The sequence below is a fragment of the Microbacterium sp. ProA8 genome, assembly GCF_039905635.1.
In the GTDB taxonomy this organism is placed as follows: domain Bacteria; phylum Actinomycetota; class Actinomycetes; order Actinomycetales; family Microbacteriaceae; genus Microbacterium; species Microbacterium chionoecetis.
Window position 1 is genome coordinate 1,186,300 of record NZ_CP157000.1, and the last position, 21,600, is coordinate 1,207,899.

The 21,600-nt window shown below is 70.7% G+C and carries 16 protein-coding genes and 1 riboswitch; of the genes, 8 read left to right on the forward strand and 8 right to left on the reverse strand.

The features are described from left to right. Positions 1-69: 69 nt before the first annotated feature. Both ABG085_RS04945 and ABG085_RS04950 read right to left on the reverse strand, forming a co-directional pair. Positions 70-1,038, reverse strand: coding sequence for an acetylxylan esterase (locus ABG085_RS04945; RefSeq protein WP_347978315.1), 969 nt, complete (start codon positions 1,036-1,038; stop codon positions 70-72). Between the two features lie 148 nt (positions 1,039-1,186). Then, the gene (locus ABG085_RS04950) at positions 1,187-1,639 is read right to left on the reverse strand and encodes a GNAT family N-acetyltransferase (protein WP_163617560.1); all 453 of its coding nucleotides are present in this window, start codon (positions 1,637-1,639) and stop codon (positions 1,187-1,189) included. Between the two features lie 212 nt (positions 1,640-1,851). Here ABG085_RS04950 and ABG085_RS04955 point away from each other — a divergent pair, with 212 nt between their 5' ends. Next, complete coding sequence (locus ABG085_RS04955; protein WP_347978316.1) at positions 1,852-4,068, forward strand: NADP-dependent isocitrate dehydrogenase; 2,217 nt, start codon at positions 1,852-1,854, stop codon at positions 4,066-4,068. Positions 4,069-4,140: 72 nt separating this feature from the next. On the opposite strand, the gene ABG085_RS04960 is transcribed toward ABG085_RS04955, so the two are convergent. After that, positions 4,141-6,498, reverse strand: a complete 2,358-nt coding sequence (locus ABG085_RS04960) for a L,D-transpeptidase family protein (RefSeq protein WP_347978317.1) — start codon at positions 6,496-6,498, stop codon at positions 4,141-4,143. A gap of 219 nt (positions 6,499-6,717) precedes the next feature. Here ABG085_RS04960 and ABG085_RS04965 point away from each other — a divergent pair, with 219 nt between their 5' ends. The 7 genes from ABG085_RS04965 to ABG085_RS04995 all read left to right on the forward strand — a co-directional run bounded on the left by ABG085_RS04965 (position 6,718) and on the right by ABG085_RS04995 (position 13,919). Next, a complete protein-coding gene (locus ABG085_RS04965) occupies positions 6,718-7,911 on the forward strand; it encodes an ROK family transcriptional regulator (protein ID WP_347978318.1) in 1,194 nt (397 codons plus the stop codon). 136 nt (positions 7,912-8,047) lie between these two features. Continuing rightward, on the forward strand, positions 8,048-9,382 hold the full coding sequence (locus ABG085_RS04970; protein WP_347978319.1) for an extracellular solute-binding protein: 1,335 nt from the start codon (positions 8,048-8,050) through the stop codon (positions 9,380-9,382). Positions 9,383-9,459: 77 nt separating this feature from the next. Beyond that, positions 9,460-10,449 carry a sugar ABC transporter permease gene (locus ABG085_RS04975; protein WP_347978320.1) on the forward strand — a complete coding sequence of 330 codons (990 nt, stop codon included), beginning with the start codon at positions 9,460-9,462 and terminating at the stop codon, positions 10,447-10,449. Next, on the forward strand, positions 10,449-11,366 hold the full coding sequence (locus ABG085_RS04980) for a carbohydrate ABC transporter permease (protein ID WP_347978321.1): 918 nt from the start codon (positions 10,449-10,451) through the stop codon (positions 11,364-11,366). The genes ABG085_RS04975 and ABG085_RS04980 overlap by 1 nt, the downstream gene beginning before the upstream one ends. Positions 11,367-11,409: 43 nt before the next feature. Continuing rightward, positions 11,410-12,384 (forward strand): ROK family protein, encoded by a 975-nt coding sequence (locus tag ABG085_RS04985; protein WP_347978322.1) that lies wholly within the window; start codon positions 11,410-11,412, stop codon positions 12,382-12,384. Then, positions 12,377-13,156, forward strand: a complete 780-nt coding sequence (locus ABG085_RS04990; protein ID WP_347978323.1) for a glucosamine-6-phosphate deaminase — start codon at positions 12,377-12,379, stop codon at positions 13,154-13,156. Before ABG085_RS04985 ends, ABG085_RS04990 begins: the two co-directional genes overlap by 8 nt. A 16-nt stretch (positions 13,157-13,172) precedes the next feature. Further along, positions 13,173-13,919, forward strand: a complete 747-nt coding sequence (locus ABG085_RS04995; RefSeq protein ID WP_347978324.1) for a hypothetical protein — start codon at positions 13,173-13,175, stop codon at positions 13,917-13,919. 41 nt (positions 13,920-13,960) lie between these two features. On the opposite strand, the gene ABG085_RS05000 is transcribed toward ABG085_RS04995, so the two are convergent. The 5 genes from ABG085_RS05000 to ABG085_RS05020 all read right to left on the reverse strand — a co-directional run bounded on the left by ABG085_RS05000 (position 13,961) and on the right by ABG085_RS05020 (position 21,416). Further along, positions 13,961-15,352, reverse strand: coding sequence for an FAD-linked oxidase C-terminal domain-containing protein (locus tag ABG085_RS05000; RefSeq protein ID WP_347978325.1), 1,392 nt, complete (start codon positions 15,350-15,352; stop codon positions 13,961-13,963). Then, positions 15,349-15,741, reverse strand: coding sequence for a YrdB family protein (locus ABG085_RS05005; RefSeq protein ID WP_347978326.1), 393 nt, complete (start codon positions 15,739-15,741; stop codon positions 15,349-15,351). The genes ABG085_RS05000 and ABG085_RS05005 overlap by 4 nt, the downstream gene beginning before the upstream one ends. Before the next feature lie 23 nt (positions 15,742-15,764). Continuing rightward, positions 15,765-18,236, reverse strand: coding sequence for a sigma-70 family RNA polymerase sigma factor (locus tag ABG085_RS05010; protein WP_347978327.1), 2,472 nt, complete (start codon positions 18,234-18,236; stop codon positions 15,765-15,767). Positions 18,237-18,590: 354 nt separating this feature from the next. Further along, positions 18,591-19,727, reverse strand: coding sequence for an N-acetylglucosamine-6-phosphate deacetylase (gene nagA / locus ABG085_RS05015; RefSeq protein WP_347978328.1), 1,137 nt, complete (start codon positions 19,725-19,727; stop codon positions 18,591-18,593). A 39-nt stretch (positions 19,728-19,766) separates the two neighbouring features. Further along, positions 19,767-21,416 carry a family 20 glycosylhydrolase gene (locus ABG085_RS05020; RefSeq protein WP_347978329.1) on the reverse strand — a complete coding sequence of 550 codons (1,650 nt, stop codon included), beginning with the start codon at positions 21,414-21,416 and terminating at the stop codon, positions 19,767-19,769. 58 nt (positions 21,417-21,474) lie between these two features. Further along, a riboswitch (ZMP/ZTP riboswitch) is annotated at positions 21,475-21,559 on the forward strand. Positions 21,560-21,600 lie beyond the last annotated feature (41 nt).

Below are 21,600 nucleotides of genomic sequence, written 5' to 3' on the forward strand. Positions count from 1 at the left end.
CGCCGCTCGGAGACACCCTTTCGCGACTCCGCTGACCGGGAATCGAGAAAGGTTGTGTTTCCGCTTGCGTCAGAGGAGGTCGCCGAGGAAGGCGGCCTGCTTCGGGAACTGGAACGCCTGACCGCCCTCGTGGCCGTTGTGGGTGTAGACCTCGATGCGCTTGTCGTCCGTGTCGTGGCGGTTGAACGCGGCGTAGACGGTCGACGGTGGGCAGATGGTGTCCATGAGGGCGACGGAGTACAGGGCTGCGGCATCCGCCCGCTTCGCCATGTTCACGCCGTCGAAGTACGACAGCGTCTCGAACACGCGCTCGTCGGCGCCGCGGTGCACCGCCAGGTAGCGCACGACCTCCTGGTAGGGGTCGTCGCCGGTGAGGCCCACCGCGCGCTCGAAGTGGCAGAGGAACGGCACATCGGGCATGACGGCCACGAGGCCGTCGGAGAGACCTGCCGCCGCGATCGCGATGCCACCGCCCTGGCTGGCGCCGCACACCGACACCCGGTCGGCGTCGACCTGCGGGAGCGTGCGGACGGCGTCGACCGCGCGCACGGCATCCGTGAAGACCCGGCGGTAGTAGTACGTCGCGGGGTCCTCGATGCCGCGCGTCATGAAGCCGGACGACGAGGGGCCGGTGCCGTGCGGATCGAGCGTGTCTCCGCCCGAACCCCACATCGACCCCTGGCCGCGCGTGTCCATGAAGAGGTGGGCGTACCCGGCGGCGGCCCAGCCGATCCGCTCGCCGGGAAGACCGCGCCCGCCACCGTAGCCCTGGAACTCGACGACGGCCGGCAGCGGCCCCTCGGCGCCGGCCGGCAGGGTGAGCCACGCCTTGACCGGGTCGCCGTCGAAGCCGGGGAAGGTGACGTCGAAGACGTCGACCAGCGTGTACGGCGTGTCGAGCAGCGTGACCTCGGGTGCGGCATCCCACTGTCGCGACATCGCGATCGTGGCCGTCCAGAAGTCGTCGAAATCAGCGGGCTCGCGGACCTCGGGAGCGTAGGTCGCGAGGTCGGCGGGGGACAGGTCGAATCTCGGCACTGCCTCACACTAGCGGTTCGCCCGCAAGCGTTTCGACGAGGGAACGAGAAGGCGACGAGGCCTCGATGGGGGAGGGGTATTCGAGGCCCCGCCGCCGGTCTCTGGGGCGCCCGAGGGCGCTGCGTGGGGAAAGCTGTCGGTCTGTGTGTCAGAGACGGATCTCTGCAATGACTTCACCGTACTCGGTCTCGCCGACTGGTGTGAAGCCTACGCGCTCGAAGAATTGCTGCGGGCCGCCTTCTCCGGCTTCGTAGATGACGCAGAGGTGGTCCATGCCGCGGTTGCGCGCCTCTTCGATGAGGCCTTTCACGGCGAAGCGGCCGACGCCGCGGCCCTGGTCGTCGGCGTCGACGTTGATGCGCCACAGCACCGAGCGGAAGTGATCGACCGGGTTGTCGGGGTCGAAGTTGGCGCTCACGAAGGCGACCACCTCTTCGCCGTCGAGCACGACGCGCTGCCAGGTGGTCTGCGGGTTCACCACGGTCGCCGCGATGCCGTAGCTGACGGGGGAGAGGTACTCCTCCTGGCCGGGCTTGAGCGACAGATTGTTGACCGCCACGATGGTCGCGGCGGACAGTTCGACGAGTCGCAGATCACCCATGGGGCCCAGGCTAGCCCGGATGACGACATCCAGCACTGTGCGGGTTCGGGATTTACACGGTGTTCACGCGAGACATCGGCTCGGTCTCGCGCGGTGACATCGGCCCGGAACCGCAGAAAGACGGCTGTGCCACGAGCAGAGATCTCTTGACGTCGAGATATCTCGAGTGCTTGCGATAGGCTGATGGCCGACCCGCAAGAAGGACGTGACAGGTGACCGACTCCACCATCATCTACACCTACACCGACGAGGCTCCGGCCCTCGCGACCGCATCGTTCCTGCCGATCGTGCAGGCCGTGACCCGCCAGGCGGGGGTGGATGTCGAGACACGTGACATCTCGCTCGCCGGCCGCATCCTCGCGGCGTTCCCGCAGAACCTGACGCCTGAGCAGCAGGTCGGCGACGCGCTCGCCGAGCTCGGCGGACTGGCGACGCTGCCCGAGGCGAACATCATCAAGCTGCCGAACATCTCGGCATCGATCCCCCAGCTGAAGGCCGCGATCGCCGAGCTGCAGTCGCAGGGCTACGACATCCCGGACTACCCGGACGAAGCGCAGTCCCTCGAAGACAAGGACGTCCGCGCGCGGTACGACCGCATCAAGGGCTCGGCTGTCAACCCCGTCCTGCGCGAGGGCAACAGCGACCGCCGCGCGCCGCTCTCGGTGAAGAACTACGCCCGCAAGCACCCGCACCGCAACAAGCCTTTCCCGCAGGGCTCCAAGACCCGTGTCGCCACCATGGGGCACGACGACTTCCGTTCGAACGAGAAGTCCTTCGTCTCCTCCGGCGACGACGTGCTCACCATCCAGCACGTGGCCGCCGACGGCACGGTCACCGAGCTCAAGACCGGTCTGAAGGTGCTGCCGGGCGAGATCATCGACGCGACCTTCCTCTCGGCCGCCGAGCTCGACGCGTTCCTGGCGCAGACGCTGAAAGATGCCGCAGCCGACGACGTGCTCTACTCGGTGCACCTCAAGGCGACCATGATGAAGGTCAGCGACCCGATCGTCTTCGGCCACGTCGTCAAGGCGTACTTCGCCGACGTGTTCGAGAAGTACGGCGACAAGATCGCCGAGGCGGGCCTGACGCCCAACGACGGCCTCGGCGCCATCCTCGCCGGCCTCCCGTCGGTCGAGGGCGGCGAAGAGATCGCCGCGGCCATCACGGCCGACCTCGAGCGCGGACCCCGCCTCTCGTACACGAACTCCGACAAGGGCCTCACGAATCTGCACGTGCCGTCCGATGTGATCGTGGATGCCTCGATGCCGGCGCTCATCCGCAACGGCGGAAAGCTCTGGGGCGTCGACGGCGGCGAAGACGACACGCTCGCCGTCATCCCGGACTCCTCATACGCGAGCGTCTTCCAGACGGTCATCGACGACGTCAACGCGCACGGGCCGCTGGACCCCGCGACGATCGGCTCGGTGCCGAACGTCGGCCTCATGGCCCAGGCGGCCGAGGAGTACGGCAGCCACGACAAGACGTTCGAGATCGCCGCCCCGGGCGTCGTGCAGGTGCGCAACGCCGCCGGCGACGTGCTGCTCGAGCACGACGTGCAGCCGGGTGACATCTGGCGCGCCACGCAGACCAAGGACATCGCCATCCGCGACTGGGTGAAGCTCGCCGTCACGCGCGCCCGCGCGAGCGGCGCCCCCGCGGTGTTCTGGCTCGACGAGACGCGCGCGCATGACGCGGAGCTCATCGCCAAGGTGAAGACCTACCTCGCCGACCACGACACCGAGGGCCTCACGATCGAGATCCTCGCCCCGGCGGCGGCGACGCAGTACTCGCTCGATCGCCTGCGCAAGGGCGAGGACACGATCTCGGTGACCGGGAACGTGCTCCGCGACTACAACACCGACCTCTTCCCGATCCTCGAGGTGGGCACGAGCGCCAAGATGCTCTCGATCGTCCCGCTGCTCTCCGGCGGCGGACTGTTCGAGACCGGTGCCGGGGGATCGGCGCCCAAGCACGTCCAGCAGCTCGTGGCTGAGAACTACCTGCGCTGGGACTCGCTCGGCGAGTTCTTCGCGCTCGCCGCATCGCTCGAGCATCTCGCCGACTACACCGGCAACGTGAAGGCGCAGGTGCTGGCCGACACGCTGGATGCCGCGACCGGCACGTTCCTCGAGAACGACAAGTCGCCGGGGCGCGCGCTCGGGACGATCGACAACCGCGGCAGCCACTTCTACCTGACCCTGTACTGGGCACAGGAGCTGGCGAAGCAGCAGGCCGACCCGGAGCTCGCGGCGACCTTCGCCCCCGTCGCCGAGGCGCTGGCTGCGGCCGAGGAGCAGATCGTCGAAGAGCTCGTCGCGGTGCAGGGCTCACCGGTCGACATCGGCGGCTACTACCGTCCCGATGCCGAGCTCGTGACCGGCGTGATGCGTCCGTCCGCCACGTTCAACGCGGTGATCGACGCTCTCTGACCCGCATGACATGAGAAGAGCGGATGCCCCGGCCCGGGGCATCCGCTCTTTTCATGTGTCGAGGTGCGTCGGTCAGGCCTGCACGCGCACCTCGGTGCCGTTCGGCGCCCACGAGTAGAGGGACTCCGCCGTGCCGAGGGGCAGGTTGACGCAGCCGTGGCTCATCCGGTTGCCGAAATTGTTGTGCCAGTACGTGCCGTGGAAGCCCTGATCGCCGTTGAAGTACATCACCCACGGCACGTCTTCGGTGCAGTAGCTGTTGACGGCGTTCGGGTTGTAGCAGAGGGCACCCATGTCCTGCACCCGGACGTGCGAATTGATGCGGAAGTTGCCGGTGTGCGTGGGGGTGGCAGCCGTACCCGACGAGATCAGGAAGCTGTTGACCACCTGCCCGTTCTCGTAGATGTAGGTGCGCTGCTCGCTGAGGTCGACGACGATGTTGCGCGCCAGCGTGGTCGTGCTGACCGGCACCTCGGCGACCGGCAGCTTGAACACGGCGTCGCCGGAGCCCAGCTGCGTGGCGAAGGCGGCGGCGATGCCCGTGGCGTCGCCGAGCTGCCGCCCGGACTGGCCTGCCGCGATCGTCTTGAGCACCTTGCCGCCGGTGTCGGTGATGACGACGGCGTTCTGGGGCGCGCGGTCCACCGCGGCCGCCAGGGTGTCGACGACCGGCTGGATCGCAGCGGGGTCGGCCGTGATCGCGAACTTGTCACCCTGAGGGGCGATGGAGAGCCAGGATGCCGCGACCGCGCGATCGACCGGCACCGTGCGCTCCTCGCCGATGTAGAAGCCGACCGTGTCGAGCATGCCGTTCAGCTGCGCCACCGTGGCGTCGGCGGTCTCGGTCGGGATGGCGGCCGGGATCGGGGCGGGGACGGGTTCCACCTGAACGCGTGTCTGGCCTGCCGCGAAGGCCGCCTGGATCGCCGCCTGGACGGTCGCGACGTCGACGCCGGCACCGGGGACGGCGGGCGTGGTCACGTACGACGCGGTCGCGGCATCGAAGGCGAGGGTCGCATCGACCGGATCGGTGTACAGCTGGGGGGCGGCATCGTGCAGTGCCTCGGTCGCCGTCGCGGCGTCGAGTGCGACTTCGGCCTCGTCGGCCGCGAACCACGCCGTCGGGTTCCACATCGGGTGCTCGGCGAAGGCCGCGTCTGCCAGCGCCTGGGCGTCCACTGTGGCGCCGAGCTCGGCGCCGGTGATCTCCGCCTCCTCGCCGGTGCCGGTCAGCACGACCGTGGTCTCGGCGAGTCGCTGTTCGATGGCCTCAGCCGCGGCGCCGGGGGTCATCCAGCCGACAGAGACGCCGGCCACGGCGGTGCCCGGGGCGATCAGCAGCAGTGACGTGACGACGAGGCCGACCACCACGACGCCTGCGGCCGCGCTGATCCAGAGTGCGGTGCGCTTCCGCTTCGGCTTCGGCTCTGCAGGGGCCCACGCGTACACGGAGCCATCCGCTGCCGTTCCGGCGGTCGGGGGGACGAATCCGGGGGAGGGCGTGGGGTTCGGAACGGTTGAGGGCGCAAGAGGGGCCACCCCCGCCGGGGCGAGCACGGCGGTCGCCATCGCGACCGTCTCGAGGTCGGCGCCGGAGGTGCTCTCGGCGTCCGCGGCGATGGAGTCGGTCTCGGCGTGGGCGTCGGCGTCGGCGTCGTCCGAGGTCGGGGCGTCGGCGGCTTCGGCTTCCGGCTCTGCGGCAGCTTCCGGCTCGGGCTCTGCAGTGCCTTCGGGCTCCGGCTCGGGTTCTGCGATGGCTTCGGGCTCGGCGTCGGCGTCCACGTCGGCTTCACCGACGGGAGCGTCGTCGTCGGCCGGAGCGGCCTCGGATGCCTCTGCCTCGGATGCCTCGGCCTCGGGCGCGTCCGCTTCGGCCGCGTCCGCCTCGGCCTCAGGCGCGTCAGCCTCAGCCTCAGCCGCAGGCGCGTCAGAGTCCGGTGCCGCGGCCTCGGGCTCAGGCGCGTCGGCCTCGGCTTCGGGGTCGTCTGCCTCGGGCGCCTCCGCCTCAGGCGCGTCGGCCTCGGGCGCATCCGCCTCAGGCACGTCGGCCTCGGGCGCGTCCGCCTCAGCCGCAGGCGCGTCAGCCTCCGGTGCCTCGGCTTCAGCCTCCGGCGCGTCGGACTCGGCCTCAGGGGCATCGGACTCGGCCTCAGCCGCGTGCGCCTCAGCGTGCGGCGCCTCCGCTTCGGCCTCCGACACGTCAGCCTGGGCGTCCGCGTCGGCCGCGGGGGGCACCTCGGAGCCCTCTGCGGGCGCGACGGAATCCTCCGTGACGGCGTCCGCCTGAGTCACGGCATTCTGTTCGTCCGAAGCGGCCGACGGCTCGAAATCGGCCGCGGCGGTCGCGTCCTTGTCGACGTCCTGCTCAGTGTCGACGGCGTCATCCCCGGACGCCTTTCCGGCATGTGGCTGGGTCGCCAGATCTGTCACGCCTCACCCCCGAATGTGATCAACGCGTTCCCTTATGGTAAGGGACGCGCACCCGTCCCGAGGTCACGGCCTCATCACAGACGAATCGCCGGTCACGCGGCGAAACCCGCGGACCGCGTCGAAATCTGGCGGGACACGCAGGTCACGGTTTTGTAAAGCATCCGTTCAAATGCGGTGGAAGACTTGCGAAAAGGGAGTTCGTAAGGTCTACTAACAAACATGTCACCCATGGAAGCGCAGCGCGGCCCTTCCCTCGTCCACGCGCCGCACACCGCGAATGCCCGAGCTTTCGCCCCCGGGCGCACCCTGCGTCAGGGTACGAAAGTACTTCCCGAGCACGCCCGCGGTCACAACCGTGCCCTCGTCCTGCAGACGCTGTTCCACCAGGGAGCGATGAGCCGGGCCGACCTGTCCCGCGAGACCGGGCTCACCCGCGTCACGATCTCCGATCTGGTCGCCGAGCTGATCGCGGACGGCTTCGTCGCCGAGATGGGTGTGCGCGAGGCGTCCGGCCCCGGCAAGCCGGCCATCCTCGTCGACCTCGACCACGCCGGGCACCGCATCATCGGGCTCGACCTGTCGGGCAGCGACACCTTCATCGGCGCGGTGCTGACGCTCGACGGCAGCATCGTCGCCCGTCGCGAGGTCGCCCTCCCCGCCGACGAGGACGTCGTCTCGACCGTGGTCGAGCTCGCTCGTGGTCTCGTCGCGGACTCCCACGCCCCCGTGCTCGGGATCGGCGTCGGCACGCCCGGTGTCGTCGACGACCGCGGCGTGATCCTCACGGCGCCGAACTTCGGCTGGGCGGGCTTCGATCTCGAGGGCGCGCTGCGCAGCGCCCTCGGCGTTCCCGTCCTGGTCGCCAACGACGCCAACGCGGCGGTGCTGGCGGAGTACACGTTCGGCGGCGCTCCGGACGACGTGCTGCTCGTCAAGGTCGGGCGCGGCGTCGGCTCGGGGCTGCTGCTCGCCGGCCAGCCCATGCGCGGCAGCCGCTTCGCGGCCGGTGAGATCGGCCACGTCACCGTCGGCACCGACGGCGGTCCCCAATGCGCGTGCGGGAAGGTGGGATGCCTCGAAGCCTGGCTGTCGGTGCCCTCGCTGTCGTCGCGCTTGGGTGCGGCATCCGATTCCGAAGCGCGTGAGGGGATCCTCCGCGATGCGGGGGAGCGGCTCGGCATCGCGCTCGCCCCCGTGGTCGGCGCACTCGATGTGTCGGAGATCGTGCTCTCCGGCCCCCCTGAACTTCTCGGCGGTTCCCTCGCGGAGCAGACCGTCGAGACCCTCCGCGCGCGCACACTCGCGCCGTCCGTCGACGAAGGCGTGCGCGTGCGGATGACGGAGCAAGGCCAGGACATCGTCCTGCGCGGCGCGGCCGTCATGGTCCTGTCAGGACAACTCGGGGTGTCCTGACGCAGCGCCATCGCTCCGGAGGTTCCCCAGGAAGCGACTGGTCACACCGTCCGGGCCGACGCCCGGAACCCCGGTTCCCCCCGGATGGGTCACCCGGCCCACCCGAACACCCACAGAAGACACGAAAGAAGACACCATGAAGAAGACGCTCGGAGCCGTAGCGCTCATCGGCGCCTCGGCACTGGTGCTCGCCGGCTGCGCCGGCGGGACCACCCCCGGTGGATCGGACGACGCCTCGGGGTTCGACCCCGAAGGCGCCGAGAACCAGGACATCACGTTCTGGGTCATGGGTGGCGACACCCCCGATGAGCTGCGCGAGTACCTGAAGGACGAGTACAACGCAGCCACCGGCGGCACCCTCACCATCGAGGAGCAGTCGTGGGGCGACGCGCTGACCAAGCTGGCCAACCAGCTTCCCGACGCCAAGAACACCCCTGACGTCACCGAGATCGGCAACACCTGGTCGCCGACCTTCACCACCTCGGGCGCCTTCAGCGACCTGAGCGGCATCTACGACGACCTCGGCGGCGACGACCTGCTCCAGTCGTTCGTCGACGTCGGCACGGTCGACGGCGCGCAGTACGCGCTGCCGTACTACTTCGGCTCGCGCTACATCACGTACCGCAAGGACATCTGGGAGGCCGCAGGCCTCGAGGTGCCCACCACGCTCGAAGAGTTCAACGAGGACGTCAAGACGCTCCGCACGGACGACCAGTCGGGCTTCTACATCGGCGGCGAGGACTGGCGCAACGGCGTCTCGTGGATCTTCGCGAACGGCGGCGAGCTCGCCACCAAGGACGGCGACAAGTGGGTCTCGACGCTGAGCGACGAGAAGACCATCACCGGCCTCGAGCAGTTCCAGGACCTGTTCCAGAACGCCTCGAACGCTCCCGCGACCGAGGACGACAGCACGCCGTGGGTCAACATCAACAACGACAAGACCGGCAACCCGCCGACGGCCGCCACGATCATCGCACCCGGCTGGGCGCACTGGTCGATCGGCGACTTCGTCGAGGAGAAGACCGCTGACGACGGCACCGTGTCGGAGGTCCGCGAGTGGAACGACGACACGTTCGGCGTCTTCCCGCTCCCCGGCACGACCGCGGGTGAGGCGGCTCCCGTCTTCGCCGGCGGCTCGAACGTCGGAGTCTCGGCGAAGAGCGAGAAGCAGGCGGGCGCCAAGGAGCTGCTGCGCATCATCTTCTCCGACGAGTACCAGCAGATGCTCGGCGAGAACGGCCTGGGCCCGGCGAACACGAAGTTCGTCGACTCGCTCGGCGACGACATCTTCGCCAACGCGCTCATCGACTCGGCGCTGAACTCGAAGCTCACCCCGGCCGCGCCCGGCTGGGCCGCGGTCGAGGGCCAGAAGATCCTCGAGGAGTTCTTCGGCAAGGTCGCGGCGGGTGGCGACATCCCCGCGCTGGCCGAGGAGTACGACGAGAAGATCGACGCCATCATCAACGGCTGAGACCTTCAGCAATCCCGGGGTCGCGGACACGCGTCCGCGACCCCGGTCCCCTGCGACACCCCTTGAAGGAGGCGGGCATGGCTGTTCCTGCCCCCACCACCCTGAAGCCGAAAGGCAAGCTCCGCGCCGGCCGCGTCGAGCACGGCGGCCCCTCCGACGAATCCGTCGGAGCCCGGCGCCGCACACCGGTTCCCCTCTTCCTGCTGATCCCGGCGATCGCCATCCTGCTGTTCGGCATGGGCTATCCCGTCGTCTGGCAGATCATCACGTCCTTCCAGAAGTACGGCGCCCTCCAGCAGCTCGGCGGCAAGGCCCCCGACTTCGTCGGCCTCGACAACTACATCGCTGTCGCCACGAGCCCCACGTTCTGGGAAGTCGCCATCCGCTCGGTGCTGTTCTGCCTCGTCACGGCGCTGATCACGGTCGTCGTCGGCATGGCGCTCGCCCTGCTGATGACCCGCGTCCCCTCGGGCGTGCGCATCACGCTGCAGATCGCCCTGCTGCTCGCCTGGGCGATGCCCGTCGTCGCGGCGATGACGGTGTGGATCTGGCTGTTCGACCGCCGTCGCGGCGTCGTCAACTACCTGCTCGACCTCATCCCGGGCGTCGACATGAACCAGTTCAACTGGATCGGCGGCGAGCCGTTCATCTTCTTCATCGTCGCCTCGATCATCGTGACGTGGATGTCGGTGCCCTTCGTCGCGTTCTCGGCCTACGCCGGTCTCACCCAGGTCTCGACCGAGATGGTCGAGGCCAGCCAGCTGGACGGCGCGACCGGCTGGCAGCGCCTGCGCTTCATCGTGCTGCCGATCATCCGCCCGGTCATCATGATCGTGCTGCTCCTCAACCTCATCTGGGACCTGCGCGTGTTCACGCAGATCACGATGCTCCAGGACGCCGGGTCGAACTCCAGCGACTACGACCTGCTGGGCACCTACATCTACAAGATGGGCGTCGCCGGCCTGAACTTCGGTCAGGGCGCCGCGATGGCGATCTTCGTGCTCGCCCTGACGATCGTCCTCAGCTGGTTCTACATCCGCAGTCTCTTGAAGGAGGACCAGGTCTGATGTCCGCGTCCGCACAACTCGCGTCTCCGCCGAGGCCCACCCGGCCGGCAGCCACCCGGGCCTCCGCACCGGCTCCGAAGCGTCGGCGCCGCGGCTCGGCCGCGACCTGGGGCTGGAGCATCCTCGCGATCCTCGTCGCCCTGATCTGGGTGTTCCCGGTCTACTGGATGGTCAACTCGTCGCTGCTGTCGTCGGCCACCCTGGAGTCGTTCACGCCCACGTTCCTGCCGTTCGGCGGCTCGTTCGCCAACTACCGCGGCGTCGTCGACGGCTCGTTCTTCGGCGCGCTCGGCATCAGCGTCGCCGTCACGCTGATCGCGGTGTTCTTCTGCCTGCTGTTCGCGTTCCTCGCGTCGGTCGCGATCAGCCGGTTCCGCTTCCGCGGCCGCACCACCTTCGTGCTGGCCATCCTGATCATCCAGATGCTGCCGGCCGAGGGCCTGTTCATCGCGCAGTACAAGATGATGAGCGAGCTGGGGCTGCTCTCCAACGTCTTCGGCCTGAGCCTGCTCTACATCGCGGCCGTCGTGCCGTTCACGGTGTGGATGCTCCGCGGCTTCGTCACGGGTGTTCCGGTCGAGCTGGAGGAGGCGGCGATGGTCGACGGCCTCAGCCGCACCCAGGCCTTCATGCGCATCACACTGCCGCTGCTCGCACCGGGGCTCGTGGCATCCGGCGTCTTCGCCTTCCTGCAGTGCTGGAACGAGTTCACGGTCGCGCTGGTGATCATGAACGCCGAGAACCAGACGCTGCCGCTGTGGCTGCGCGGCTTCGTGCAGCAGAGCTCGAGCCGCGCGATCGACTGGGGCGAGGTGATGGCCGCATCGACCATCGTCGCGATCCCGGTCATCGTGTTCTTCGTGATCGTCCAGGGCCGCATGACCAGCGGACTCGTCGCGGGGGCGGTCAAGGGCTGATGCGCGCGCAGCAGGACACGGCCTCCCGTGGGGAGGCCGGCCGATGAAGGTCGGGCTGGACATCGGCGGCACCAAGACCGACGCGGTCGCGGTCGACGGCACGGGGGCGATCGCCGGACGCATCCGCATGGCGACCGGCTGGGGACCGGATGCCGTGGGTCAGACGGTCGTCGACGCGGTGCGCTCGCTCGGAACCCAAGCAGGTGTGGACCTCTCGGCCGTGCGGTCGGTGGGCGTCGGCATCCCCGGTCAGATCGAGCCCGGTTCCGGTCGCGTCGTGCACGCGGTGAACCTCGGCGTCGACGAGATGGACCTGGCGGCCATGGTCGCGCCGCAGCTGCGCGCTGTCGCCCCGGGACTGCGGCTGCCCGTGCAGGTCGAGAACGACGTCAAGGCGGCCGCCCTCGGCGCACAGGCCCTGCACACCCGCAACGGCTCGCCGGCGCCCGGTTCGATGGCCTACCTGAACCTCGGCACCGGCATCGCGGCGGGAATCGTGTCGGACGGCGTGCTGTGGCGCGGCGCGCGCGGCACCGCCGGCGAGGTCGGGCACATCTCGGTGGACCCGAACGGCCCGCTGTGCCGCTGCGGTCAGCGCGGCTGCATCGAGGCGTTCGCGGGCGGGGGAGCGATCGCCGAGCGGTGGGCGAAGCGTTCGGCGCTGCCGGTGCGCGACGTCTTCGACGCCGCCGATGAGGGCGATCCGTCGGCCCGGCAGCTGCGGGCGGGGCTCGCACGCGGCGTGGCGGCCGCGGTCAGGGTACTGGTGCTGACGGCCGACGTCGATATCGTGGTCCTCGGAGGGGGTGTGACGGCCTTGGGCGATCGACTGATGACGGATGTCGCAGCCGAGCTGTCTGCCAGTGCCGAGGCATCCCCGTTCATGCGCTCGCTGCATCTGACCGACCGGGTCGAGCTGCTGCCGCCGGGTTCACCGGCCGCGGCTCTCGGCGCGGCACTGGTGGGTGCGGAGGGTGACGCCACACACGACGCCCAGGAGGCATTGGTTCATGGCTGAGATCGTCATCGTCCGAGACAAGGCAGCCGCGGGGGCGCTCGTCGCCGACCACATCGCGGGTCTGCTCCGCGCGAACCCCGAGTCGGTGCTGGGCCTTGCCACCGGCTCGACGCCGGTGCCGGTCTACGAGGCGCTGCGCTCACGCCTCGAGGGCGTCGACGTGTCACGTGTGCGCGGGTTCGCGCTCGACGAGTACGTGGGCATCGACCCGGCACACCCCGAGAGCTACCGCTCGGTCATCACGCGCGAGGTCGTCGAGCCGCTCGGACTCGACCCGTCGCGCATCCGCACGCCGGACGGCACGCCCGAGGGCATCGAGCACCACGGCGAGGAGTACGAGGCTGCCATCCGCGAGGCGGGCGGCATCGACCTGCAGATCCTCGGCATCGGCACCGACGGCCACATCGGGTTCAACGAACCCGGTTCGTCGTTCGCGTCGCACACCCGCGTCAAGACCCTGACCGAGCAGACACGCCGCGACAACGCGCGCTTCTTCGACTCCATCGACGATGTGCCCATGCACTGCATCACGCAGGGCCTCGGCACCATCCTCCGTGCGCGGCACCTCGTGCTGCTGGCGTTCGGCGAGGGCAAGGCCGCCGCCGTCGCGGGAGCCGTCGAGGGCCCGCTGTCGGCGTCGCTGCCCGGTTCGGCGATCCAGCTGCACCCTCGCGCGACCGTGGTGGTCGACGAAGCCGCGGCGTCGCAGCTCACACGCGCCGACTACTACCGCTACGCCTACGACAACAAGCCCGACTGGCAGGGCATCTGAGTCGTAGGCTGACGGCATGACGGATGCCGCCGACGGCGTGACGGTCCCCCCACCCGTTCCAGAGGACACCGGCGCGCCGGGAGATGTCGCCGGCCCGACGGGCCCGGCGCGGGCGCGGCCCGGGCTGGGGCGGACCCTCATGGTCGGCGGTGTGCTCCTCATCGTGAGTGCTGTCGCCGCGTTCGCGGCCCCGAATGCGTTCGGGGCGAGTCTGCCGTTCCACACCGTCCTCTACTGGGCTGCGGTCGTCGCGTTCTCGATGAGCGTGCTCGTCTTCGCCTTCGGAATCGGGCGCGGCGGCAGCATCGTCGAACGACGCCCACTGGGCGTGACGGCTGCGCTCGTCCTCGCGCTGTGGCCGTTCGCGGAGCGACTGCTGACGTGGGCGATGCCCTTCGAGGAGAGCACGACCGAGTTCTATCAGGTCTGGGGCTACGTCTCGCTGACCGTGAAGATCGCGGCGGCGATCGTGCTCGTGGTGCAGATCGCGCGCGCCGGAGTCGTGACCGGACGGTTGCGCTGGGCACCCGCGTGGGCGCTCGCCGCCGTCGTGGTGCCGCAGATCCTCGCCCAGGTGCTGCTGATCGCGATGGGGATCGACCAGAGCAGGACCGAGGTCGACGGGGTGATCCTGCTCTTCGGGGTGGGACAGCTCGCCTCGTTCGCGGCGCCGGTGACCCTCGGCATCCTGGCCATCGTCCTTGCGCAGCGTGCCCCGGCACCGTCCGGCGAACCCGTGCAGATCTATCCGCCCGCAGCGTGACGCGCAGCGCTCGCGCCGCCCGGTGAACGCCGGCTGCGGGGTCAGGGGGCGAAGACCTTGCCGGGGTTGAGGATGCCCTGCGGGTCGAAGACGCGAGCGATCTGCCGCTGCAGCTCCCACTGATCGTCGCCGAGCTCGTCGGCGAGCCAGCGGCGCTTCAGCACACCCACGCCGTGTTCGCCGGTGAGGGTGCCGCCCAGGCGCAGTGCCGCGCGGAAGAGGTCGTCGGCAGCGGCCCAGATGTGCTCGGGCGCCTCGACGACGCCGAACTCGTCGGGCTCGCCCGCGAAGATGAAGTTCGGGTGCAGGTTGCCGTCGCCTGCGTGGGCGACCGTCGGGATGACGATGCCGTGCTCGCGCTCCACGCGCGCGATCTCGTCGAACATCTCGGGAAGGGCGCTGCGCGGCACCGAGACGTCTTCGATGAGCGCCGTGCCGAGCGACTCCATGGCGGGGTGCATCGCGCGGCGGATCGCGAGCAGCCTCTCACCCTCCGCAGGGTCGTGCGAGACGGCCACGTTCCCGCCGGCGCTGCGCAGCACCGCGGCGATGGCGTCGGCCTCGGCGACCGCCGCCGCCCCGTCCGTCTGGATCGTGAGCTGCGCGGCACCCGGCGTGGGCGCGTCCAGCGACAGCAGTGCGTGCACGGCCGCCAGGGAAGCGGCATCCATCAGCTCCATGATCGCCGGCTGCGCGCCGGACGCGGTGACGGCGGCGGATGCCTCGGCCGCCGTACGCACGTCGGGGAAGGTCGCAGCGATCGTGCAGACCTGCCCGGGCACCAGTCGGCGCAGCTTCAGCGTCGCGCCGACGACGACACCGAGTGTGCCCTCGGAGCCGATGACGAGCGACGTCAGGTCGAGACCGGTCACGCCCTTCACGGTGCGGTGTCCGAGGCGCAGCAGGCGGCCGTCGGCGAGCACCAGATCGACGCCCAGCACCGCATCGCGCACCACGCCGTACTTCGCGCAGAGGAGGCCGCCGGCGCCGGTCGCGATGTTGCCGCCGACCGTCGAGATCGCCCGGCTCGCGGGGTCCGGCGCCCACCAGAGTCCGTGCGGCTGGAGCGCGGCGTTGAGATCGGCGTTCAGGATGCCGGGCTCCACGACGGCGAGGAGGTCGTCGGGACGCACCTCGACGATGCGGTCCATGCCGCGCACCGAGAGGGCGATCTCGCCGTGTCCCGCGTTCGCGCCGCCTGCGAGTCCGGTGCCGGCGCCGCGCGTGACGACCGGTGTGCCGGTGCGGCTCGCGATGCGGAGGGTGTGCTGCACGTCTTCGACGCTGCCGGCATGGACGACGGCGATCGGCTGCCCGGATGCCGCGTGCCCCGACTTGTCGGCGCGTGCGGCGGCGAGCGACGCCGGCGACGTGTCGACGCGGTCGCCGAGTGCCGTGCGCAGCTGGGCGAGCGCGTCCGCGCGCGGAATCACGACAGGCGGCGGCGGCCGGCGATGACCCCCGCGGTGACGGCGACGACACCGAATGCGACGCCGATCCAGGCGTTGCCCATCGACCACCACGCGATCGTCGCCGACGCGTACACGAGCAGCTCGACGATCGCCCGTACGAACGGGTGCACCGCGAACACCGCGCGCGGCGACACGAACAGCGCCCAGAGCAGGATGGCGACCGCCGGTGCCGCGATTCCGGCGACGATGTTCCACGGGAAGGGCCACATCGTGAAGCCCCACAGCGCGAGCGTGCCGAAGGCGAGGATCTCGCAGACGAAGGCCACCAGATCGACCGCCGAGAGCGGTGCGCGGGTTCCCGGTGCCGGTTCGGCAGGGGGGACGGGCGTGACATTCGGCGTGTCGGACATGGCCTCCAGTCTACGGCGGCGGGCTAGCGCGTCGCGGCCTCGGGGAGCTCGGGCAGCACTGCGGCCGAGTGGACGGCGCCGTCCTCGAGGGGTGCCGCGGCCGTCGGCAGAACCGCCGCAGCCGCGGGGGCGCCGGGGTCGGAAGCCCGGGTCCGGGACGCCGCCACGGACGCGGCTGCGGAATTCTCGCTCTCCGACGGGATCGGAGTCGCGGGTGCGGCAGAGGCTCCCTCGGCAGCGGGGGTCGCTGGGGCGGCCGGCTCCGCCGGTTCGGCGGGTGTCGCCGGGATGGCCGGTGTCGCGGGAGTCGCGGGAGTCGCGGGGGTGGCCGGAGTTGCGGCCGCAGCGGGGGTCGCCGGGGTCCCGGCTGAACCGGGTGCGGCCGGTGTGGCGGTCGCCGGGTTCGCCGAGTTCGCCGGGGAGGCCGTTGCCACGGGCGTCGTCGGGGCTGCCGGCGTGGTGGCGCGGCCGGAGGCGGCGAAGGCTGAGCGCGTCGCGGAGCGGCCGGCTGCGGCATCCGTGCTCGCATCCTCCTGAGGAGGACCGACCGGCGCCGCCGTCGTCGCTGCGGCAGCTGCGCCAGGTACGGCGGTACGGGTGGAACGGAGCCCCTGCGTGGAGCGCAACGCGCGGGGCGTGGCCGTGGTGTCGACGGAGAGGATCACGGCGTCGGTGTCGGTCGTCGCCGGCGCGTCGGGCACCGCGGCCATCCCGTACGCGTTCGCGTGGCCGCTGCTCATCCGCGACGCGTGAAGCTTGCCGTTCACCGCGCCGCTGCCGGTGTTCGTCGGGGGCGTGCCCTTGCCGGTCGTGCCGTCCTTGCCGGTGGTCCCGTCGTTGCCGGTGTTCCCGCCGTTGCCGTTGCCCGTCCCGTTCGGCGGCGTGCCGTTGCCGGTCGTGCCGTCGTTGCCGGTGGTCCCGCCGTTGCCGTTGCCCGTGCCGTTCGTCGGCGTGCCGTTGCCGGTGCCCCCGCTCTCGCCGGTCGCGCCGTTGCCGCTCCCGGTTCCCGGGTCGGTGACAGCGTCGGCATCGTCACCGCCGTCGCCGTTCTCCGCCGCCGGTGCTTCACCGCCGGCCTTCGGACCGCCCGAACCGCGAGTGTCGCTCGGGCCGATTCCCGCGCCCTTTCCGCCCGCGGTATCGCTGTCGGTGATCACCGGGATGTCAGCGGGGCCGGGGCCGGGCTCGGAGAGCTCGAGCGGCGACTCGGAACTGTCGTCGGTGATTCCGGGCACTCCGGCCGGAGTGGGCGCGGTGACGTCGACCTTGCTCGTGGGGGCGGGCTCCGGGGTCGTCGGTGGGAGGGCCACGGCCGCCGCGACGACGCCGCCGACCACGACGAGACTCGCCGCTGCCAGCCCGGATGCCGCTCCGATTCCCGCGAACGCCGCTCCGCCCGCCGCCGCCGCCGTCACCGCCGTCGTACCGGCCGCGGTCGCCGCCGCGCCGGCTCCGGCGGCAGCGCCCGCTCCGGCGGCGGCGGCGCCGGCTCCGGCGCTCGAGCCGATCGCGGCCGCACCGCCACCGATGCCGGAGCCTGCGGCGGCTGTGCTGCCCGCGGCAGCACCGGTGCCCGCGACGGTGGTCGATCCTGCCGCGCCGACCATGCCCACCGGGCTGCCCGCGGCCGCGCCATGCACGACCGCCGACGGCATCGCCGGCATCGACGCCAGCGCGACCAGCGGGGCGCCGCCGCCCTGCACGCTCGCCAGGTACCCGGCGGTGCCGGCGGCGCCGAGAGCGAGGGGGAGGAGCACCAGCGCCAGGCGGCCCGACACCTCTTTGGCCTCGCTCGCGACGATCGAGCAGCGCACGCAGCCGGCGAGGTGGTGCTCGAGCTTCGCGTGGTCGCGGCGGCCGAGATTGCGGCGGGCGTAGGCGCCGAGGCGCTCGATGGTCCACTGGCAGTCCGACCCGTCCGCCACCGAGCGCAGGTGCGCCTGGATCCACGCTTCACGCAGCCCCTCGCGCGCGCGGAACGTGAGCTGGGCGACCGCGGTGGGCTTCATCCCCAGGAGGGGCGCGATCTCGGCGGGCTTCATCTGCTCGATCTCGGAGTACCAGAGCACTTCCTGCCAGCGCGTCGGAAGGCTCCGGAACGCCCGATGCGTGAGGCTGCGGTCGAGTGCGGCCTCGCTCTCGTGCTCGACGGCCGACAGGTCCTCGACGCCGTCGAGCTCGTCGTAGGCCGTCTCGCGTCGCGCGCGGCCCCAGGCTGCGGCGGTGTTGCGGATGCTGGTGAAGAGGTACGCCCGGAACGACCCGGTCGGGCCGCCGCCGTTGATGATGGAGTGATAGATCCGCGTGTACGCCTCTTGCACGAGGTCGTCGGCATCCAGGCTCGAGGTCATGTTGCGGGCCACGGTGACGCCGGCGCGGTAGTGGCGCCGCCACAGCTCGCCGAATGCGGAGGTGTCGCCCGAGCGCGTGCGCAGCACCAGGTCGGTGTCTGCGACGACGTCGGGATCGTGCTCGCGCACTTCCTCGTGATCCATGGGTCCCCCAGCTCGGCGGGCGCTCGCGATCGCGATGCACACCGGGTTCGCGACGCGATGCGCGGCGCGATCGTTCCATTGTCGTCGCCACCGTGCGATTTGGCCAGTGGTCTGCGATTGTCGGCACCGCTGCCGTCGGAGCGGCCCCCGGCGTCGGCTCCAGAAAATTCTCAGGAACTCGCGTAATAGAACCGCGGTCGCGCGGTCTCTTTCGTCAGAGTGGCTGGCCGCCCATTGTGTGGGGCACGACGGCGGCCGCCCTACCGCGTCGAATTCGCGGGCTTGGCGGGGCTCGAAGGTATCTCGGGGGAGGGACCTTCGGCCCCGCCTTCACGTGTCCGCGTGACGCGATCGTCAGAGGTCGCGGCCGGCCACCCACACCCGACGCACTGTCAGGTCATCGTTCAGCAGCACCGCGTCCGCCAGTGCGCCGATGTCGAGGCGCCCGAGGTCGTCTCGCCCGATCGCGTGCGCAGGCTGGGCGCCGAGCGCGTGCGCGACGACCTCGAGGGGCACTCCCGCGCTCGCCACGTTGCGCAGCGCCACGTCCTGCGTGAGGGTCGAGCCCGCGATCGCGCCCCCCTGCTCCAGTCGCGCCACGCCGTCGGTCACCTGCACGGCGAGACCGCCGAGATCGTAGCGGCCGTCCTGTGATCCTGCGGCCGCCATCGCATCCGTGATGAGCGCGATCCGGTCGCCGGCGACGGCGAAGAGCGTCGCGATCAGCTCGAGGTCGACGTGCACACCGTCGGCGATGACCTCGAGCGTCACGCGGTGGTCGCGCAGGGCCGGGACGACCGGACCCGGAGCGCGGTGATGGATGCCGGGCATCGCGTTGAACGCGTGCGTGAGCAGCGTCGCCCCGGCGTCGAACGCCCGGCGTGTGGTTTCGGCATCCGCGTCGGTGTGCCCGACCGCGACCTTCACACCCGCCTCGACGAAGCGGTGGATCGCTTCGAACGCCCCCGGTCGTTCGGGTGCCAACGTCACCTGGCGGATCGTGCCGCGCCCCGCCTCGAGGAGTCGGTCGACGGATGCCGCATCCGGCGCCCGCAGCAGGGACTCGGTGTGCGCGCCCTTGTGGCCGGGGTCGAGGAAGGGTCCTTCGAGGTGCGAGCCGAGGATCGTGGGATCGGCGTCGCAGAGATCGGCGACCATGGACACGCGCGCCGCGAGCACGTCGATCGGCGCGGTGATGAGCGACAGCACGGCGCGGGTGGTTCCGTGTGCACGGTGGATGGCGCGCGCGGCGGCGATGGCTTCCGGACCGTTGTCGAAGCCCGCCCCGCCACCGCCGTGCCCGTGGATGTCGATGAAGCCGGGGACGAGGCATCCGCCCCCGCCGTCCACCGTCTCGTCGGCGCGCGGGGGTGTGCCGCTGGTGCCCGTCGCCGCGACTCGGCCGTCGTCGAACAGCGCCCACGAATCGCCCCGATCGCTGTCGACCGACGCAGAACCGAGCAGGCGGATGGCGTGGACGAGGGTGCTCATGCGGTGCTCCGGATCACTCGGTGGTGGTGGCGGCGAACGTCATTCGGTGGCCCAGGGGATCTCCTCGGACGGGTGGAAGCCGACGCCCATGCTGGTCCACAGGGGACCGAGCGCGCCGACGCGTTCACGGAAGGATGCCCACGTGCGCAGGTCGCTGGCGCCGGTCGCCGGCGACCAGGCGGCCTCCGCCGCGGCCGCGGCACGGGGGAAGGCCATGGTGTCGATGTCGGCCGCGGTGCGGATCGTCTCGGTCCACAGCGGCGCCTCGACGCCGAGGATGCCCGAATCGTCGACCCCGGCGACGATGTCCGACGGCTCCCACGTGTAGGCGCGCTCGATGCTCGTCGGGCCGTTGGCCCACGTGAGGCCGAGTTCCGGACCGTTCGGGTACTTCATGTCGAGGTAGATCGCGTCGGCGGGGGAGAGGATCAGCTGCCCGCCGTTGTCGACGAACGCGCGGGCCTTGTCGGCCACGCCTTCCTGCGGGGCGAGGAAGCCCCAGTACTGCCCGATCGTGGTGTCCGTGAGGCCCGTTGCCGCTCCGGCCTCGTGCCACGCGACCGGCGTCTTGCCGAGGTCCGCGATGATCTGACTGGTACGGGCGACGAAGACCGCGAAGTCCTCGTCGGTGGTCGAGAGCGACTCGTCGCCGCCGAAGTGGAGGTACGGTCCCGGTGTCATGGCGGCGAGCTCGCCGAACACGTCCGCGACGAAGTCGTACGTCGCCTCGTCACGCGTCTTCAGCGACGAGAAGCCGACAGCCATGCCCTCGTACGGAACGCCGGGGCGCGGCTCCTCACCGCCGTAGTCGCGGATGATCTCGCGCATGTGGTCGCTGATGGTCGGCTCTTCGGCGAGTTCGGGGTAGGCGAGGCCGACCGCATGTGTATGGCCCGGCATGTCGATCTCGGGCACCACGATCATGTGACGGGATGCCGCGTACTCGACGATCTCGCGATAGTCCGCCTTCGTGAAGAAGCCACCGGGCGTGCCCTGGCCCTCGGTGCTGTCTCCGCCCACCGACGTGCCCGAGGCCCGTTCGGTGAGCTCCGGCCGCGACTCGAGCTGGATGCGCCATCCCTGATCGTCGGTGAGGTGCAGGTGCAGCGCGTTCAGCTTCAGCGACGCCGCGCGGTCGATGTAGCCCTTGACCGTCTCGACCGGGTGGAAGTGGCGGGCGACGTCGAGCATCGCACCGCGGTAGGCGAAGCGCGGCGCATCTTCGATCGTGACCGCCGGCACCGTCCACTCGGCATCCTGCTGGCCGCCGGCGCTGTCGCGGGCGATCAGCTGGCCGAGCGTCTGCACGCCGTAGAACAGGCCGGCCGCGTCGGCGCCGGTGACGACGACGGATGCCTCATCCACGGCGATCCGGTAGGACTCCGCCGCACCCGACCCCGGGTCGATCCGCAGGTCGATGCCGGATTCGCTTCCCTCCGTCGCCGGCGTCAGGGCCGTGCGGGCTTCGACGATCGCCGCGAGGGCGGCCACAGCATCCGCTTCTCCGGTCACCGTCGTATCTGAGGTGAGCCGGAACGGCGCACCGGAACCCGCATCGATGGAGGCGGGAGCGGGGACCACGGCAGGAAGCGACACAGTGTCTCCATTCTGTGCGACCGGCGCGCAGCCGGCCAGCAGCGAGGCGGCGAGGATCGCCACCGTGGCGGTGCGTCCTCGTCGACGATTCATGTAAAGAGTCCTAACAAAAGGAATGGGACTCAGCCTAGCGGGTCGTGTTCGGTTATGCTCGGGTTGTCGCGACTGGCGTTGAGGTGGGTCACCACCGGGGAGCGACGGACTACGGCATTCGACCGCACGCCTGGGCCGATGTGATTCCCGGCACCCCGTGCCGCGCACCCCGAAAGCCGCAGTC